The sequence below is a fragment of the Telluria sp. AZSoR62 genome, assembly GCF_058111565.1.
This window is the reverse complement of sequence record NZ_JBYTST010000002.1, coordinates 413477-430360: the sequence shown is the minus strand read 5'-3', so window position 1 is coordinate 430360 and position 16884 is coordinate 413477. Positions and strand designations below refer to the sequence as shown.

Genomic DNA, 16884 nt, shown 5'->3' with positions numbered 1-16884 from the left:
ACGCGGTATCCTTGCCACCTGAGCAGCCCAACCATACCGATGTCTTCCGCGATCACCCCCGGCTTGTTAATTTTGCACGGCAACCAGATGGAGCTGCTGCGCAGCGCCATGTTCGACTGGCTGCGCCGCCACCCGCTGGGGCCGCTCGAGCAGGAGACCATCCTGGTGCAGTCCAACGGGGTGGCCGAGTGGCTGAAGATCGCCATGGCCGAGAGCATGGGCGTGTGCGCCGCCACCCGCGTGGCGCTGCCGGCGCGCTTCCTGTGGGAAGCCTACCGCGGCATGCTGGGGCGCGAGCGCGTGCCCACCCGCGCGCCCTTTGACAAGGACCCGCTCACCTGGCGCCTGATGCGCCTCCTGCCCGGGCTGATGACTGACCCGAGCTATACCCCGCTGGCCCAATTCCTGGGCGACGGCTGCCCCGAGCGGCGCCTGCAGCTGGCCGAACGCCTGGCCGACCTGTATGACGCCTACCAGGTCTACCGCGCCGACTGGCTCGAGGATTGGGAAGCCGGGCGCGACCTGCTGCGCCGCGCCGCCGGCGAGCCGCTGCCCCTTGGCCCAGAGCAGAAATGGCAGGCCTGCCTGTGGCGCGAGATCCACGCCAGCCTGCCCCAGGAAGACCGCGTCACCGGACGCGCCGCCATCCACGCGCAATTCCTGGCCGCCAGCGAAGCGGGCCGCGCCCCGGCATCGAAGCTGCCGCGCCGCGTGATCCTGTTCGGCATGTCGACCCTGCCTTACCAGACCCTGCAGGCGATCGCCGCGCTGTCGCGCCACACCCAGGTACTGTTCGCGGTGCCCAACCCTTGCCGCTTCTATTGGGGCGACATCATCGAAGGGCGCGAACTGCTCAAGGCCGCGCGCCGCCGCCAGCAGCCGAGATCAAGCATCGACCTGGCCGAGGTGCCGGTGGAAGAACTGCACGCCCACACCCACCCGCTGCTGGCAAGCTGGGGACGCCAGGGGCGCGACTTCGTGCGCATGCTCGACGAGTTCGACAACGGCGAAGGGGCGCGCTACGAGAACATGCGGGTCGATCTGTTCGACGACGGCGAAGGCCACACCCTGCTGGGCCAGGTGCAGGCGGCGGTGCGCGATTTGCTGCCGCTGTCCGAGCATCCGCATGTGCCTCCTTTCGAGGACCGCTCGATCGAATTCCACATCACCCACAGCGTCCAGCGCGAGGTCGAGGTGCTGCACGACCAGCTGCTGTCCTGGTTCGCGCAGGATCCCACGCTGCGCCCGCGCGACATCGTGGTAATGATGCCCGACATCGACAGCTTCTCGGCCGCGATCCACGCCGTCTTCGACCAGCACCGCCGGCTGGACCCGCGCCACATCCCGTTCGAGATCGGCGACGTGCGCGACCGCAGCCACAATCCGCTGCTGGTGGCGCTGGAATGGCTGCTGCGCCTGCCGCAGCAGCGCTGCCGCCAGAGCGAGGTGCGCGACCTGCTCGATGTGCCGGCCGTGGCCGCGCGCTTCGGCCTGGACAGCGGCGACCTGCCGATATTGGGACGCTGGATCGAAGGCTCGGGCGTGCGCTGGGGCCTGGACCGCGAACACCGCGCCGGCCTGGGCCTGGGTTCGGCGGGCGAGCAGAATGCCTGGATCTTCGGCGTGCGCCGCATGCTGCTGGGCTATGCCAGCGGCGCGGGCGCGAGCTTCGGCGACATCGAGCCCTATGCCGAAGTGGGCGGCCTGGACGCGGCGCTGGCCGGCTCGCTGGCCCAGTTCATCGAGACCCTGCTGAGCTGGCGCGCGGCGCTGGTGCAGGCGCGCACCCCGAACGAATGGGGCGAGGCGGCGCGGGCGCTGCTGGCCGGCTTCTTCCATGCCGGGATCGAGGCCGACCGCCTGACCCTGGCCCAGCTGAACGACGCGCTGCAATGCTGGCTCGAGACCTGCGACAGCGCAGCTTTCGACGAACCGGTGCCGCTCGCCGTGATGCGCGAAGCCTGGCTGGCCGAACTCGACCAGCCGACCCTGAACCACCAGTTCGTCTCGGGCGGCGTGACCTTCTGCACCCTGATGCCGATGCGCGCCGTGCCGTTCCGCGTAGTCTGCCTGCTGGGCATGAACGACGGCGACTTCCCGCGCCGCACCCAGCAGGCCGATTTCGATTTGCTGGCATTGCCCGGCATGGCGCGCCCGGGCGACCGCTCGCGCCGCGACGACGACCGCTACCTGATGCTCGAAGCCCTGCTGTCGGCGCGGGACAAGCTCTATGTGAGCTGGGTTGGCCGCAATGTGCGCGACAACAGCGAGCAGCCGGCCTCGGTGCTGGTGGCGCAGTTGCGCGACTATCTGGTCAACGGCTGGGACCTCGATTTGGCCGAGCGCACCACGGAACATGCGCTGCAGCCTTTCAGCCGCCGCTATTTCGAGCGCGGCGGCCTGCTCACCTATGCCGGCGAATGGCGTTCGGCCCACGGCCTGGACGACGACGCGGCCCTGGCCGAGGCGCTGCCGCCCTACGAGCTCGAACCGGGATTCGTCCTGAAGCTGGGCGAGCTGGCCGCGTTTTTACGCCAGCCGGCGCGCTATTTCTTCCGCCGCCGCCTGGGAGTCGTGTTCGGCGAAGCGGCCGTGGTGGGCGAGGACGAGGAACCCTTCGCGCTCGACGCGCTGGAGCGTTATTTCCTCGAAGACCACCTGCTGGACGACAGCGGCCCGGCCGAAGCCCCGCACGAAGTGCGCGCCGCGCTGAACGCGCGCGCCGAACGCCTGGCGCGCGAAGGCGTACTGCCGATCGGCCTGATGGGCCGCCAGTGGCAGCAGGAGCTGGTCGACGGCCTGGTGCCGGTGCGCAGCGCCTGGCTGGCGCTGGGCGCGCGCTTCCCGCAGCTCGCGCCCAAGCGCGCGGTCAGCCTGGCGCTGGACAACGGCCTGGTGCTGGACGACTGGATCGACCGCCTGCGCACCGATGGCCAGAACACCGCCTGGCTGATGCAGGTGTCCTCGAAAGTGCTGGACCGCGAAGGGCGCCCGCGCGGCGATAAATTGATCGGCCCCTGGCTGCGCCAGCTGGCGGCCGCAGCGGCCGGCGCGCCGACCGCCGGCTATCTGGTCGCGCGCGACGCGGTGCTCACGATGGCGCCCCTCGACCCGGTCGAAGCCGCTGCGACCTTGCACGACCTGGCCGCGCTCTGGCGCACCAACCTCGACCGCCCCCTGGGCGTGGCCTGCAAGACCGCGCTGGCGCTGCTGCAGGAAGGCGACGCCAGGGTCACCTACGACGGCAGCTACGAGATCTCGGGCGAAGTCGATGAACTGTGCCTGGCCCGCCTGTGGCCGGATTTCGCGGCCCTGATCGCGGCCGGCGACTGGCCGCACGTGGCGCGCGACCTGTATGGCCCGCTGGCCGACTGGCTGGCAGCGGGCGTGCAGGCTGCGCCGCTGAACGGGGAGGCGCCATGAGCCAGCATCTCGACCCCTTGCGCTTCCCGCTGCACGGCTCGCGCCTGATCGAGGCCTCGGCAGGCACCGGCAAGACCTGGACCATCGCCGCGCTCTACCTGCGCCTGGTGCTCGGGCATGGCGGCGACGCCGCCTTCGTGCGCCCGCTGCTGCCGAGCGAGATCCTGGTGATGACGTTTACGCGCGCCGCCACCCGCGAGCTGGCCAACCGGGTGCGCGAGCGCCTGGTCGAGGCAGCCGCGTATTTCCGCGGCCAGCTGGACATCATCGATCCTTACTTGCGCGACCTGGCCGGCGCCTACCCGAGCGACGCCGAACGCAATGTCGCCGCCCACCGCCTGGTGCTGGCGGCCGAGACGATGGACGAGGCGGCGATCTTCACCATCGACGCCTGGTGCCAGCGCATGCTGCGCGAGCACGCCTTCGATTCCGGCAGCCTGTTCGACGAAGAACTGGTCACCGACGAGCGCGCGCTGTTCGAGGACGCAGCCCACGACTACTGGCGCCAGCACGTGTATCCGCTGGGCGCCAACCTGCTGGGCTCTGTGCTGGGCTGCTGGAAAGACGTCGATGCGCTGAAAGGCAGCGTGCGCGAGCTCATTGGCCGCACCCATTTGCTCGGCGACTGCGCGCCCGAGCCGCTGGGCAGCCTGGTGGCGCGCATCGAACGTGCGCTGCGCGCGGAACTGGTGCAGCTCAAGGAAGGCTGGGCCGCGCGCGCCGACGAGATGGAGCGCTGGATCGCGGGCCAGCGCGAGCGCCAGCCCAAGTGCTTCAACGGCAACAAGATGCGCGCCGAGTCGCTGGTCAAGTGGTTCGAGGCGCTGCGCGCCTGGGCCAACGACCCGGCCATGGTGCTGCCGGCACTGAACGACACGGCATGGCGCCGATTGTGCCCGGACGGCATCGTCGACGCCTTCAGCAAGGACTTCGTGGCCGAGGTGCCGGAATGCTTCGGCTTTACCGCGCCGTTGAAAGACGCATTGGAGGCGCTGGATCCGCTGTCGCATGCCTTGCTGCGCCACGCCGCCAGCCATATCGGCACGCGCATGCGCGAACTGAAGGCGCGCAACCGCCAGTTCGGCTTTGCCGACATGCTCGAGCGCCTCAAGGCCGCGCTCGAAGGGCCGAACGGCGAAGCACTGCGCATGCGCATCGTGCTGCAGTTCCCGGTGGCGATGGTCGACGAATTCCAGGATACCTCGCCCGACCAGTACCGCATCTTCGACCTGCTGTACCGGGTGGCCGCGAACGATGCGGTGCAAGGCCTGTTCCTGATCGGCGACCCGAAGCAGTCGATCTACGGTTTCCGCGGCGCCGACATCCACAGTTACCTGGCGGCGCGCCGCGCCACCGAAGGACGGCATTACCAGCTCGGCACCAATTACCGTTCCACGGGCGCGCTGGTGGAAGCGGTGAACCAGCTGTTCCGCCACGCCGAAGGAGAAAGCGGGCAGGGCGGCTATCCGGGCGGCGCCTTCCGCTTCCGGCGCGGCCAGGACAACCCGCTGCCGTTCGAGGCGGTCAAGGCCCAGGGCCACCGCGAGCGCCTGGTCGGCGCCGATGGCCCATCGCATGCCATGACCCTGTGCTGCGCCGGGCAGATGAACCAGGACGAATACCGCGAATTCTTCGCCCACCACTGCGCCGAACACATCGTCGGCCTGCTGGGCGACGAGCGCGTGGGCTTTTCCGACGGCAGCCGCTTCCGGCGCCTGGTGCCGGCCGACGTCGCCATCCTGGTGCGCGACCGGCGCGAAGCCGCGGCGGTGCGCCGGGCGCTGGTGCAGCGCAAGGTGGCCAGCGTCTACCTGTCCGACAAGGACTCGGTGGTCGAAAGCGAAGAAGCGGCCGACGTGCTGCGCTGGCTGCATGCGGTGGCCAATCCGCTGGACGGCGTGCTCGCGCGCGCGGCCTTTGCCACCCGCACCGCGGGCCTGGCGCTGGGCGAGCTGGCGCGCTTCTCGAACGACGAGATGGCCTGGGAAGAGCGGGTCGAGCAGCTCAAGGCCCTGCACGGCGCCTGGCAGCGCCAGGGCGTGCTGGCCATGCTGCGCCGCTTCGTGCACGAGCTGGGGCTGCCGGCGCGCCTGCTGCGCGAACCCGGCGGCGAGCGCCGCCTGACCAATTTGCTGCACCTGGCCGAACTGCTGCAGGAAGCCAGCACCCAGTTGGAGGGCGAGCAGGCCCTGATCCGCTGGCTGGCCGAACAGCTCGAAGGCGTGGGCGAGGGCGGGGACGAACGCGTGCTGCGCCTGGAAAGCGATGCCGAATTGGTCAAGGTGGTCACGGTCCACAAGTCCAAGGGCCTGGAGTACCCGCTGGTGTACTTGCCGTTCGCGGTCACCGCGCGCCGGACCGACCGCCGCAACCGCGCCTTCTTCGAGTTCGTCGGCGAGGACGGGGCGCGCCGGCTCGATTTGTCGATGGGCGACGAAGCGCTGGAGGCGGTCGACCGCGCGCGCCTGGAAGAAGACCTGCGCCTGCTCTACGTGGCCTTGACGCGCGCCCGTCACTTCCTGTGGCTGGGCGCGGCGCCGATCAGCGGCCGCAGCAAGAGCGAGAACCGCCTGCACGAATCGGCGCTGGGCTACCTGCTCGGGGGCGGCGACAAGATCGACGGCGAACTGCTGCGCGAGCGGCTGGAGCGCCTGCGCGGCGGCCTGGATGCCATCGTGCTGCACGACCTGGGCGAGCCGCAGGGCCGCACGCCCTTGGTGCGCGAGGACGTGCGCCCGGACCTCTTGGGGGCGCCGCGCTACGAGGCGCGCTTCGAGCGCGACTGGGCGATCGGGTCGTTTACCTCGCTGGTGCGCCACGCGGTCGCGACGCCCGTGCCCACGCCCATGCGCGCCCAGGAAGAGACCCTGCGCGAGGAAGACCCCTCGGCGCCGACCCCGCCGCGCATCGAGGACGCGCCCTGGCACCGCTTCCCGCGCGGTTCGGTGCCCGGCAACTTCATGCACGAGCAGCTGGAGTGGATGGCGCAGGAAGGCTTCGAGCAGGTCGACCAACCCGAGTTCATGCAGCGCCTGGCCCAGCGCATCGAGCGCGCCGGCTGGGGCCATCGCCTGGACGATGCATTGGCCTGGCTGCATGCGGTGGTGAGCACCCCGCTGCCGCCGGTGGGCGCGGCCTTGTGCGAACTTGCCGAGCCGGTGCCGGAGCTGGAATTCTGGTTCCCGAGCGACCGGCTGGACGTCGGCCAGCTCGACCGCCTGTGCCGCGCGCGCATCATGAAGGGCGTCGAGCGCCCGACGCTGCCCGAGCGCACCCTGCACGGGATGCTCAAGGGCTTCGCCGACCTCGTGTTCGAGCACGACGGCCGCTTCTGGGTGCTCGACTACAAGACCAATGCGCTGGGGCCGGGCGACGCGGCCTATACCCAGGCCGCGATGGAACTGGGCATGGCGGGCCACCGCTACGACATCCAGGCCACCATCTACATGCTGGCGCTGCACCGCCTGCTGCGCAGCCGGCTGGGCGAGGCCTACGAGCCGCGCCGGCAACTGGGCGGCGCCGTCTTCCTGTTCCTGCGCGGGATCGCCAATCCGGACACGCGCGGCTGCTGCGTGCTCGCGCCCGACCTGGAACTGCTCGACGGGCTCGAAGCCTTGCTGGACGAGGGAAATCATGGCCAAGCTTGAAGCCAACATCGACGCGCTGTGGCACGAACTGGCCCAGCTGGGCGAAACCGGGGAATTGCGCCGCCTGTCCTGCGCCTTTGCCCGCTTCGTCGCGTCGCTGGGCGCGGCGCCGCCGGCGCTGGTGCTGGCCTCGAGCGTGCTGTCCGAGCTCGAGGGCCACGGCCACAGCTGCCTGCTGCTGGCCGACCTGGCCGCCGGCCCGGCCGAGCTGCTGGGCTGGAGCGAGGAACAATGGAAGGACCTGGCGCGCCATGCCGGCCCGCTGCCGAAGAACGCGCAGGCCTGGGCCCAGCTGCTGGGCGGCTGCGAGCAGGTGTGGGAAATCGGCGCCTTCGATTACGACCAGCCGCTGGTGCTCGATGGCGAGCGGCTCTACCTGCGCCGCTACTGGCGCGACGAGATGCTGGTGGCCGACGCGGTGCGCAGCCGTGCCCGGTCAACGCGCGAGGTCGACGCGGCCGCGGTGCGCGGCTGGCTCGACCTGCTGTTCGCCTCCCAGCGCAAGACCGAGGCCGAGGGGCCGGACTGGCAGAAGCTGGCCTGCGCCATCGCGCTGCGCGGCTCGGTCGCCATCATCACGGGCGGCCCGGGCACGGGCAAGACCTATACCGTGGCGCGCCTGCTGGCGCTGCTGTTCGCCACCGCGCCGCAAGCCGCCAGCCAGCGCATCGCGCTCGCGGCCCCCACCGGCAAGGCCGCGGCGCGCCTGAAGCAGTCGATCGACAAGGCGCTGAACGAACTGGCCGAGAAGGTCGGCTCCACCCTGCCGCTGCGCGAGCTGACCCTGCGCATGGGCGCGGCGCGCACCCTGCACAGCCTGCTTGGCGCGCGGCCCGACACCCGCGCCTTTGCCCACCACCGCGGCAACCCGCTCGACGTCGACGTCCTGATCGTCGACGAAGCCTCGATGGTGCACCTGGAGATGATGGCCTCGCTGCTGGACGCGCTGCCGCCCACCGCGACCCTGATCCTGCTGGGCGACAAGGACCAGCTGGCCTCGGTCGAGGCGGGCGCCGTGCTGGGCGACCTGTGCCATAACGCCCAGGCCGGCGGCTATTCCCGGGCCACCCTCGACTATGTGCGCGCCGCCAGCGGGGAAGCCTTGCCGGAAGGGTTCGTCGGCGAGGGCGGCAGTCTGGCCCAGCAGACCGTGATGCTGCGCCACAGCCGCCGCTTCGGCGGACCGATCGGCCAGCTGGCGCTGGCGGTCAATGCCGGCGACGCGGTGAAAGCCGAAGCCGTGCTGCGTGCAGGGGAGGAGGGAGTGCGCTGGATCGAGAACGCCCAGCAGCAGCAGGTCTTGCTGCTGGCGCAGTCCGGCTATGGCCCCTACCTGGACGTGCTCAATACGGGCTTGACAGAGGCGTCGATCACCCGGCATGAAGATTGGGTGCGCCAGATCCTGCAGCGCTTCGAGTCCTTCCGCATCCTGTGCGCGGTGCGCGACGGCGAGTGGGGCGTGTCGGGCCTGAACGAGGCGATCACCGCGCGCCTGGCCCAGGCCGGCCTGCTGCGCCCGGGCGGCGAATGGTATGTGGGCCGTCCCGTGATGGTCACCCGCAATGACTACGGTACCGGCGTGTTCAACGGCGACATCGGCCTGACCCTGGCGGACCCGGCCCGCCCGGGCGCCCTGCGCGTGTATTTCCTCGAGGGCGAAAAGGTGCGCAGCGTGCTGGCGACCCGCCTGCGCAATGTCGAGACGGCATTCGCCATGACCGTGCACAAGTCTCAGGGCTCGGAATTCCGCCATACGGTGCTGGCGCTGCCGCGCGAGCGCGGCGCCATCCTCACGCGCGAGCTGGTCTACACCGGCATCACCCGCGCCAGCGAGCAGTTCACCCTGGTGTCCCCGCCCGGCGCCGTGCTGGCCGAGGCGGTCAGCCTGCGTACCCACCGCACCAGCGGCCTGCGCGGCATGATCGCCCACGCGCCGCGCTGAGCGCCGCGGCGCCAGGCCGGCGCCCTTGCTTGCGCTGCACCATTGATCCAACCCAAGCCCGGCGCGGCCCCTGCGCCGCTTTCCCGAACTCAGCCATAGCCTGGTGGTCATATTTCAATGGGAAGCCGGTGCGCGGCCCACGTCGATCAGGGAGCACGCATGCAGCCAGTCGATCAACAGACGCAACTACGCTTCACCTATCGCCCCCGCCAGGGCTTCCCGGCGGCGCGCTGCATCGACATCATCGACGACCCGCGCGACGACCCGGCGGCCGGCGCCTGGCGGCGCTGGTTCGCGCGCACCTTCGACGTCTGGTGGGCGACCGGGCTGGTGGCGCTGGTCGCCGGCATCGTCCTGTGCCGCACGTCGCCCCTGTTCCTGCGCTGGCTCGAGACCCCTTTCGGCTGGAAAGCCTTCGGCCTGGTGTGCATCCCTTTCGGCCTGCTGCTCGATGCGGCGCTGCAGGCGTCGGCCGGCAATACCCCGGGCAAGGCCATGCTCGGCCTGCGGGTGGTGCAGGCCGATGGGCGTCCCCTGGGCTTCGGCGAGCAGCTGGGACGCAACCTGTGCGTGTGGACCACGGGCCTGGGCTTTTGCCTGCCCGTGATCGGACTGGTCGCGATGGCGCGCCAGGGCCTGCGGCTGCGCAAGGGCATGCCCGCCAGCTACGACGGCCGCTATTACGTGGTGCGCGCCCGGCCCATCGGGTGGGCGCGCAAGGGGGGCTTCGGCCTGCTGTTTGCCATCCTGTTCGCAACCGTGGTGGTGCTCGATGCGGTGGACCGCCAGGACAGCCGCGAAATGGCGACCATCCTGGCCGCGCCGCGCTATGGCTGGATCAACCAGGAGACCGGGCGCATCGTCGCCATCGCCCCGCAATGGCGCTACGCGTCCCATATCGATGACGAGGGCAGGGTGGAATACCGGTTCACGCATCACAGCGGACGCGCGGTGGTGGTGCTGGCATCCGAGCAAAACGGCGAGGCTGCTTTTCCCGGCTATGTGCGCGGCTTGCGCGACCGGCTCAACGACCGCTTCGTGCTCCCTGGCGGCCATGTGGGGGATTTCCACGGCAGGCCGTCCTGGGCCAGCGCGGGCGAAGCCAGGGACGGGGCGGTGCGGGTAGAGCTGCGCGTGGTCCAGGCCAAGGGCAAGGCCTGGCGCCTGATGGTCATGCAGGCGCCGCCGGCCGCCTACACCGACGACCTGGTGCAGGAATTGACGGAAGAGCTCTGGTACACGGTGGCGCCGCCTTGACGCGGCGTCTTCGCAGCGCCAACGAACAAGGGGCCTTGCGGCCCCTTGTTCTTCCTGCGCCGGCCGCTTACTTGCGGCGCTTCGGCACGACCTTGACCTTGCTGCGCGCGACGCGCTTCTTGACGATCTTGATCTTGCCCGGGCCGGCGGTGGCCTTGATGCGGGCGCGGCTGGCGGTCGCCTTGATGCGGACACGGCCCGAGCCGGCCTTCATGCGCGGCGCGCGGTTCGAGGCTTTCGCGACCATCACGCGGCCGATCGGCTCGCCGGTAATGAAGCGGCGCACGTTCAGCGCATCGAGGATGCGGGCCGAGGAAGCGCCGGCGTTGAGCAGGACCATGGTCGCATTCTTGCCATTGGTCTTGATGTTCATGATCAGGCAGCGGCCGGCTTCCTGGATATAGCCGGTCTTGGACAGGCCGATGTCCCAGCCCTTGGCGCCGACCAGGCGGTTGGTGTTGCGGTATTCGACTTCGCGGCCGTTGATGTTGATCAGGTCCCGCGACTGGGTGGACATGTTGGCGATCTCGGGATAGCGCGCCGAAGCGGTCGCCATCTTGATCAGGTCGCCGGCGGTCGAGCGGTTGCGCGGCGACAGGCCGGTCGGCTCTTCGATCACGGTCGAGCTCATGCCCAGGCTGGCGATCTTGTTGCGCACGGCAAGCTTGAAGCCGGCAGTGCCGCCCGGATAGGTGCGGGCCAGGGCGGCAGCGGCGCGGTTGTCCGAGGACATCAGGGCCAGCTGCATCACGTCGCGGCGCGAGATCAGCGAGCCGACCGGCACGCGCGAGCTGCTGTGCTTGACCATGTCGACGTCGCTGCGGTCGATCTCGATCAGCTCGTCCATGTCGAGGCGTGCGTCGAGCACGACCATGGCAGTCATCAGCTTGGTGAGCGAGGCGATCGGCATGACGGCGCCGGCATTTTTCTCCAGCAAGATCTTGCCGGTGTCATCTTCTACCACGAGTACCGACTGCGAGCCGAACGGCACGGCGAAAGCCGCAGCCGAAAACGACAACAATACGGTAGCAAACAATTTTTTGAACATTGTCGGGTCTGGGTTAGGGTGCGTTGAGCGGGAGGCGCGGTAAATTTGCAGGAATGCAATAAACGCGCAGTCAACTTTCTAGCTGTAGGGCAACTACAGGAAGGTTGGACGATAGCATCAAGCCTTAGTGCATGTCTATGGCGCACAAGCAAAATTGGCCTTGCAAACCAGAATTTTCGCCTGGAACAACAATCCGTTTGGCAAAGCGGCCACAACAATTGCCATCCAGACCGCATATCGACTGTCCAGAACGACAAAGCCCTGCACGAGGCAGGGCTGGTACCGAAGGCTTATTTCGACTGGTAGATCTTGTCGAATTCGCCGCCATCGTCGAAGTGGCGCTTCTGGGCAGCGCGCCAGCCACCGAACAATTCATCCACGGTGAAGAGCTGGATCGGCTTGTAATTGGCGGCATATTTCTTCATGACGGCATCGGAGCGCACGCGCATGAAGTGCTTGGCGCCGATGTCCTGGCCCTGGGCCGAGTACAGGAAGTTCAGGTAGGCGGTCGCTTCCTTGCGCTGGTTGCGGCGGTCGACCACCTTGTCGACCACGGCCACCGGCGACTCGGCCAGGATCGAGACGGTCGGGTAGACCACCTCGAAGTTGTCGCCGAATTCGGCGCGCACCATGCTCACTTCGTTCTCGAAGGTCACCAGCACGTCGCCGATCTGGCGCTGGGTGAAGGTGGTGGTGGCGGCGCGTCCGCCGGCGTCCAGGATCGGCACGTTCTTGAAGATGCGGCCGACCAGCTCGCGCGCCTGGGCGTCGTTGCCGCCTTTTTTCAGCGCCGCGCCCCATGCCGCCAGGTAGGTATAGCGGCCATTGCCCGCGGTCTTCGGGTTCGGGATGATGACCTGCACGCCCGGACGGGCCAGGTCTTCCCAGTTGCGGATGTTCTTTGGATTGCCCTTGCGCACCAGGTAGATCATGGTGGAGTAATACGGGGCGGCATTGTTCGGGAACTTCCTGGCCCAGTCTTTCACCACCAGGCCGCGGTCGGCCAGCATGTCGATGTCGTTGGCCTGGTTCATGGTGACCACCGAGGCTTCGAGGCCGTCGGCCACGGCGCGCGCCTGCTTGCTCGAGCCGCCGTGCGACTGCTTGATGGTGACGGTCGTGCCGGTCTGCTTCTTGTATTCGGCGATGAAGGCCGGGTTGATGTCCTTGTACAGCTCGCGTGCGACGTCGTAGGAGACGTTCAGCAGCTCGGTCTCGGCGGCGGTGGCCGACAATGGCAGCGCGGCGGCGCCCAGCGACAGGGCAAGGATCAGGCGGCGCAGCGGGGAAGTAAATGGCATGTGGTTCTCGCTTGTAAACTTGGTGACAGAATGCATGATGGGGCGCATGGCCCGGATATGGAACAACAGATTTGTCATATGCTTAGTACTTGCGCGGGTAGGGGCGGACGTATGCATGCCGCCAGCATGGTTTCAAACTTTCGGTGTATAGTCGAGCCCTGCCGAGCGCCGCGGCGCGGCTGGTATCGTGTTGCTTGTTTTTCCATGTACTTAAAGTGATCTGATGTTTGATGTCCACGCGTATTGACATTCGCCAGGCGGTACCGGAAGACGCTACCGCCGCCTGCTCGCTGCTGCGTCGTTCCATCGAAGTCGGCTGCAAGGCCGACCACCAGGACCAGCCCGCCGTGCTGCAGGCCTGGCTCGGCAACAAAACCGCGGGCAACGTCGCCGCCTGGTTTGCCACTCCCACCAACCATGCCCTGGTCGCCGAAAACGGCGGCGCCCTGGTCGGCCTGTGCCTGCTGACCCAGGCCGGCAAGCTGTCGCTTTGCTATGTCTCCCCAGACGCACTGCGCTGCGGCGTCGGCCGTGCGCTCCTGGGCGCCGCCGAAGCCCAGGCCCGCGCCTGGAGCATCAAGAAACTCCACCTGCACAGCCCGGCCGGCGCCAGCGCTTTCTTCGAGCGCAACGGCTATGTCAATGCCGGCAAGGACAAGTCCTGCTTCGGGCTGGAATGCGACCTGTTGTGGAAGCAGCTCGATGCCGCCAGCGAAGCCGGCGCCGGCGCGGCCGCCAGCAAGCGGTTTTGCAACTGCAACGGCTAGTTGCAGGCCTGCACGCAACACTCGTCCGTACAAGTCTTCTGTGCAAGGAGCGCTTACGTTATAGTACGCGTCTTCAACCGATGAGTGCACCATGGCTTCACGTAGAGATTTCCTCCAGCACGGCGCCCGCTTGTGCGCCGCGGGTGCTGCCGGCGCCCTTGGCGTCCCGCTAGTCGCGGCAGCCCAGAACACCGACCTCCAGCCTCCACCCGACCTGTTCGACGCCCAGCTGCTCGACCTCGATTTCTGGGTCAAGCCGCGCACCCTGTCGCTGGTGCGCCCGCAAAGCGGCGAGCGCACCAAGGTGCTGTACTGGAAAGACGGCGAAGTCATCGACTCGGCCTACCAGGAACTGTGCCACATCCTGCGCGACGTGAACGGCCGCGAGGCCGCGCCGATCGATCCCAAGCTGTTCGAGATGCTGTGGGGCACCCAGGCCTTCATCGCCCGCTACGGCATGCAGCAGCCGCTCGAGATCCTGTCGGGCTACCGCACCGAAGCCTCGAACAAGCGCCTGATCGAAGAGGGCATCCCGGCCGCGCGCAAATCCCTGCACATGCTGGGCAAGGCAGCCGATATCCGCATCGCCAGCCTGAACGAGGAAGTGCTCGGCGGCCTGATCCGCAGTTTCCGCACCGGCGGCGTCGGCTACTACTACCGCTCCGGCCCGCGCGGCGGCTGGATCCACGCCGACACGGGCCTGAACCGCACCTGGAAGGGTTGACCCGCGTTCGCCCCGTCGGGGGCGGACCTGCCATCGAACTTGGGCTAATATGAATTGTCTTCGTCAGTACGGGACAGCTTAGCTTCGGTGCACTTTTTCCCCAAGGAGGCAGTGATGGCAACGATGAATACCCCCACGATGGACCGCCGCACGATGGGCGAACGGCGTACCTCCGAACGCGCCCACCAGCGCTCCGCGATGTCGGCGCTCGACTACCTGGCAATGGCCTTGCTCATCATCGGCGGCCTGAACTGGGCAATGGTCGGCCTGTTCGACGTCGACATGGTCGCAACCCTGTTCGGCCCGGACAGCCCGGCCACCCGGATCGTGTATGTCGTGGTCGGCCTGGCCGCGCTGTACTCGATCTATACCACTGCCAAGATGGCAGGCAGCAAGCGTCGATAGAGGATGCGGATCGGGCTGATTTCCGATACCCATGGCTTGCTACGCCCGGAAGCGCTGGCCTTCCTCGGGGGCAGCAAGCACATCATCCACGCCGGCGACATCACCGGCCCCGAAATCCTCGGGCCGCTGGAGGCGATCGCCCCCTTGAGCGTCGTGCGCGGCAATAACGACCGCAGCGCCTGGGGCCGGTCGCTTCCCCATAGCGACGTGCTGCGCATCGGGGCGGTCGCCATCTACGTGATCCATGACCTCAAGGAAATGACGATCGATCCGGCCCGCGAGGGCATGCGCGTGGTCGTGTCGGGACATTCGCACAAGCCCTCGCAGGTCGAGCGTGGCGGCGTGCTGTATGTGAACCCGGGCAGTGCGGGGCGGCGGCGCTTCAGCTTGCCTGTGTCGGTGGGGGAGTTGCTGGTCGAGGGCGACCAAGTCACGGTTCGCCTGGTTACCCTCGATACCGCTTGAACCACCGGGCCGGCGGCCCGGCAGCGCGCCTGCCTCTTACTTCATCGTATAGCTCTGCTGCGCGGTATCCACGGCGAAGTTACGCGCCGTATCCCAATACGTGAAGGTATAGCGCACCACGTCGCCGATCTTCAGCCCACCGGCGCTGAAGGTATTGGTCGTGCCATCGAGCCGCATGCGCACGTTCTGCTGGGCGCCGTTGTTGACCGTGTAGTGCACGTCGGCCCAGCTGCCGGTATTGGTGCTGAACTGCAGGGTGGTGCTTGACGTCTGCGTCACCCAGGTCGGGCCGGTGGGCGTGGTCGGCGGCGGGGTGGTCGTGGTGCCCGAATCCCAGACGATGTCGTCGATCGCGAACTGGAAGGTCGAGGCGGGCAGGCGCGCCGCGTCGCTCGAGATCATGAAGACGTCGAGCAAGGACTGGGGCGCCACCAGGGTGCCGAGCAGGCTTGACACCGGTACAGTGGCGGTGCCCCAGTTACCGTCGCGTACCAGCCCGTAGGTGGTTGTATTGGCAGGGAAATTCACCCAGTTCTGGTTGGTATAGGTGTCGCCCACGCCGATCCTGAAGGACACATTGGCCGGGATCTTGACGCGGAACTTCATGGTCCCGTTGCGGAAGTTGCTCAGGTCGCGCGCCTGGCGCGCCTGGATCCCGCCGCCGAACCACTGGTTGGGCGCCGTATAGTTCCAGGCGATGACATTGCTGCCTTCCGCCGGCGCGGTGTTGCCGGCGCCGGTCGATGCGGCGTTCCACAGGAAGATGTCGGAACTGGTGCCCGCCACCAGCTTGTTGTTGACCACCGTGTTATCGGTGAATACGCCGAACTTGCCGACTTCCGGCACGGTCTGGTTGCCGAGCTTGACCTGGCCTTTGCCGTCGAGCTGGTAGACCCGCACATAGTCCACGTACATGGTGCCCGGCAGCGGCGCCGTGACCTGGGCGGGCGTGGCCGCATCGGTGAAATTGCCGCCCACGGCCAGGTTCAGCAGCAGGTAGAAGGGCGCCTGCAAGGCGGTCGAATTGACCGGCAGCGGCGCGTCGTACAGGTTGCGTTCGACGCCATTGTCGATCGCCGTGAAGCGCATCTGGCTCTCGTCCCAGTACAGGCGGTAGGTAATGAAGCGGTTGGCCATGGACGTGGACGACACATACCAGTTCTTGGTCTGCCAGGCCGTGGAAGCGGCGCAGCTTTCGTTGCCGGGCACGCAAGCGGCCTGCTGGTAGGTGATGACGTTGGCGCCGACAAAGTTGTTGGCCGACGGCGAGCCGGCCGCGGTGCGGCTGGATGCCTTGTGGCCCATCTCCATGATGTCGATCTCGCCGTTGCGCGGCCAGGTCTGCGGGCTCACGCCCAGCATCCAGGCGGCGGGCCACAGGCCGGTGGCGATGTTCGGCGTGCTCATGCGCACTTCGACCATGCCGTACTGGACCTGCACCTTGCCCTTGGTGTCGACCTTGCCGGAGGTGAAGGTGTTGCCGCCCATGGCCTGGCTGCGCGCCTGGATCGCCAGCGCGCGGGTGCCGGATTCAAAGGGCACGTTGGCGATCGACAGGTTGGCCGGGCTGTAATACTGCAGCTCGGCGTTGCCGTAGCCGCACAGGTTGATCTGGCAGCCGTTGCCGTCGGAAGCGGTCCAGATGGCGGTGTTGAGGGAAGTGCCGTTGAATTCCTCGGACCAGATCAACTGGCCGATGGCGGGATTGGTGACACTGGCGGTGGCGTGCGCGCCGCAGGCAAGCAGCAGGCTCGCGGCCAGGGTCTGGAAAGGTTTCCACCTTAAGTGACGGATCTGGTTCGGATTATTCACTTCGACTCCTCTTCTAACTCCAAAGAAAAATGGAGACGCCAGGACGGCGTTCCATGGCTTGCCAACTCGGGCGTTGGTCTCGAATTCGGCGCT

11 protein-coding genes are annotated in these 16884 nt (G+C 67.9%); 8 read left to right on the top strand and 3 right to left on the bottom strand.

All coding sequences use genetic code 11. The annotated features are described in order from the left end of the window. Nucleotides 1-39: 39 nt before the first annotated feature. The 4 genes from recC (at nucleotide 40) to AC3XQU_RS05230 (ending at nucleotide 10269) form a co-directional block, all read left to right on the top strand. Nucleotides 40-3423 carry an exodeoxyribonuclease V subunit gamma gene (gene recC, locus AC3XQU_RS05245; protein WP_489873083.1) on the top strand — a complete coding sequence of 1128 codons (3384 nt, stop codon included), beginning with the start codon at nucleotides 40-42 and terminating at the stop codon, nucleotides 3421-3423. Continuing rightward, nucleotides 3420-7070: an exodeoxyribonuclease V subunit beta gene (recB, locus tag AC3XQU_RS05240; RefSeq protein ID WP_489873082.1), complete on the top strand. Its 3651-nt coding sequence runs from the start codon at nucleotides 3420-3422 to the stop codon at nucleotides 7068-7070. The genes recC and recB overlap by 4 nt, the downstream gene beginning before the upstream one ends. Beyond that, entirely contained in the window at nucleotides 7057-9012 is a 1956-nt protein-coding gene (recD, locus tag AC3XQU_RS05235) for an exodeoxyribonuclease V subunit alpha (protein ID WP_489873081.1), read from the top strand. The genes recB and recD overlap by 14 nt, the downstream gene beginning before the upstream one ends. A 159-nt stretch (nucleotides 9013-9171) precedes the next feature. Beyond that, a complete protein-coding gene (locus AC3XQU_RS05230) occupies nucleotides 9172-10269 on the top strand; it encodes an RDD family protein (RefSeq protein WP_489873080.1) in 1098 nt (365 codons plus the stop codon). A gap of 67 nt (nucleotides 10270-10336) precedes the next feature. On the opposite strand, the gene AC3XQU_RS05225 is transcribed toward AC3XQU_RS05230, so the two are convergent. After that, nucleotides 10337-11206 carry a serine hydrolase gene (locus tag AC3XQU_RS05225; RefSeq protein ID WP_489873079.1) on the bottom strand — a complete coding sequence of 290 codons (870 nt, stop codon included), beginning with the start codon at nucleotides 11204-11206 and terminating at the stop codon, nucleotides 10337-10339. Between the two features lie 401 nt (nucleotides 11207-11607). Then, nucleotides 11608-12618, bottom strand: coding sequence for a sulfate ABC transporter substrate-binding protein (locus AC3XQU_RS05220; RefSeq protein ID WP_489873078.1), 1011 nt, complete (start codon nucleotides 12616-12618; stop codon nucleotides 11608-11610). A gap of 230 nt (nucleotides 12619-12848) precedes the next feature. On the opposite strand from AC3XQU_RS05220, the gene AC3XQU_RS05215 reads away from it, so the two are divergent. From AC3XQU_RS05215 to AC3XQU_RS05200, 4 genes are all read left to right on the top strand, one after another. Continuing rightward, nucleotides 12849-13385, top strand: a complete 537-nt coding sequence (locus AC3XQU_RS05215; RefSeq protein WP_489873077.1) for a GNAT family N-acetyltransferase — start codon at nucleotides 12849-12851, stop codon at nucleotides 13383-13385. A 91-nt stretch (nucleotides 13386-13476) separates the two neighbouring features. Then, the gene (locus AC3XQU_RS05210; RefSeq protein WP_489873076.1) at nucleotides 13477-14109 is read left to right on the top strand and encodes a YcbK family protein; all 633 of its coding nucleotides are present in this window, start codon (nucleotides 13477-13479) and stop codon (nucleotides 14107-14109) included. 114 nt (nucleotides 14110-14223) lie between these two features. Next, complete coding sequence (locus AC3XQU_RS05205; protein ID WP_489873075.1) at nucleotides 14224-14514, top strand: DUF378 domain-containing protein; 291 nt, start codon at nucleotides 14224-14226, stop codon at nucleotides 14512-14514. A 3-nt stretch (nucleotides 14515-14517) separates the two neighbouring features. Further along, nucleotides 14518-14979, top strand: coding sequence for a metallophosphoesterase family protein (locus AC3XQU_RS05200; RefSeq protein ID WP_489873074.1), 462 nt, complete (start codon nucleotides 14518-14520; stop codon nucleotides 14977-14979). Between the two features lie 36 nt (nucleotides 14980-15015). Here AC3XQU_RS05200 and AC3XQU_RS05195 read toward each other — a convergent pair whose 3' ends face one another. Next, nucleotides 15016-16791, bottom strand: coding sequence for a glycoside hydrolase family 16 protein (locus tag AC3XQU_RS05195; protein ID WP_489873073.1), 1776 nt, complete (start codon nucleotides 16789-16791; stop codon nucleotides 15016-15018). Nucleotides 16792-16884: the final 93 nt, after the last annotated feature.

Bases quoted from the DNA above. Each gene is read 5' to 3' on its own strand.
- recC (WP_489873083.1), top strand. From the start codon at position 40: ATGTCTTCCGCGATCACCCCCGGCTTGTTAATTTTGCACGGCAACCAG.
- recB (WP_489873082.1), top strand. From the start codon at position 3,420: ATGAGCCAGCATCTCGACCCCTTGCGCTTCCCGCTGCACGGCTCGCGC.
- recD (WP_489873081.1), top strand. From the start codon at position 7,057: ATGGCCAAGCTTGAAGCCAACATCGACGCGCTGTGGCACGAACTGGCC.
- AC3XQU_RS05230 (WP_489873080.1), top strand. From the start codon at position 9,172: ATGCAGCCAGTCGATCAACAGACGCAACTACGCTTCACCTATCGCCCC.
- AC3XQU_RS05220 (WP_489873078.1), bottom strand. From the start codon at position 12,618: ATGCCATTTACTTCCCCGCTGCGCCGCCTGATCCTTGCCCTGTCGCTG.
- AC3XQU_RS05215 (WP_489873077.1), top strand. From the start codon at position 12,849: ATGTCCACGCGTATTGACATTCGCCAGGCGGTACCGGAAGACGCTACC.
- AC3XQU_RS05210 (WP_489873076.1), top strand. From the start codon at position 13,477: ATGGCTTCACGTAGAGATTTCCTCCAGCACGGCGCCCGCTTGTGCGCC.
- AC3XQU_RS05205 (WP_489873075.1), top strand. From the start codon at position 14,224: ATGGCAACGATGAATACCCCCACGATGGACCGCCGCACGATGGGCGAA.
- AC3XQU_RS05200 (WP_489873074.1), top strand. From the start codon at position 14,518: ATGCGGATCGGGCTGATTTCCGATACCCATGGCTTGCTACGCCCGGAA.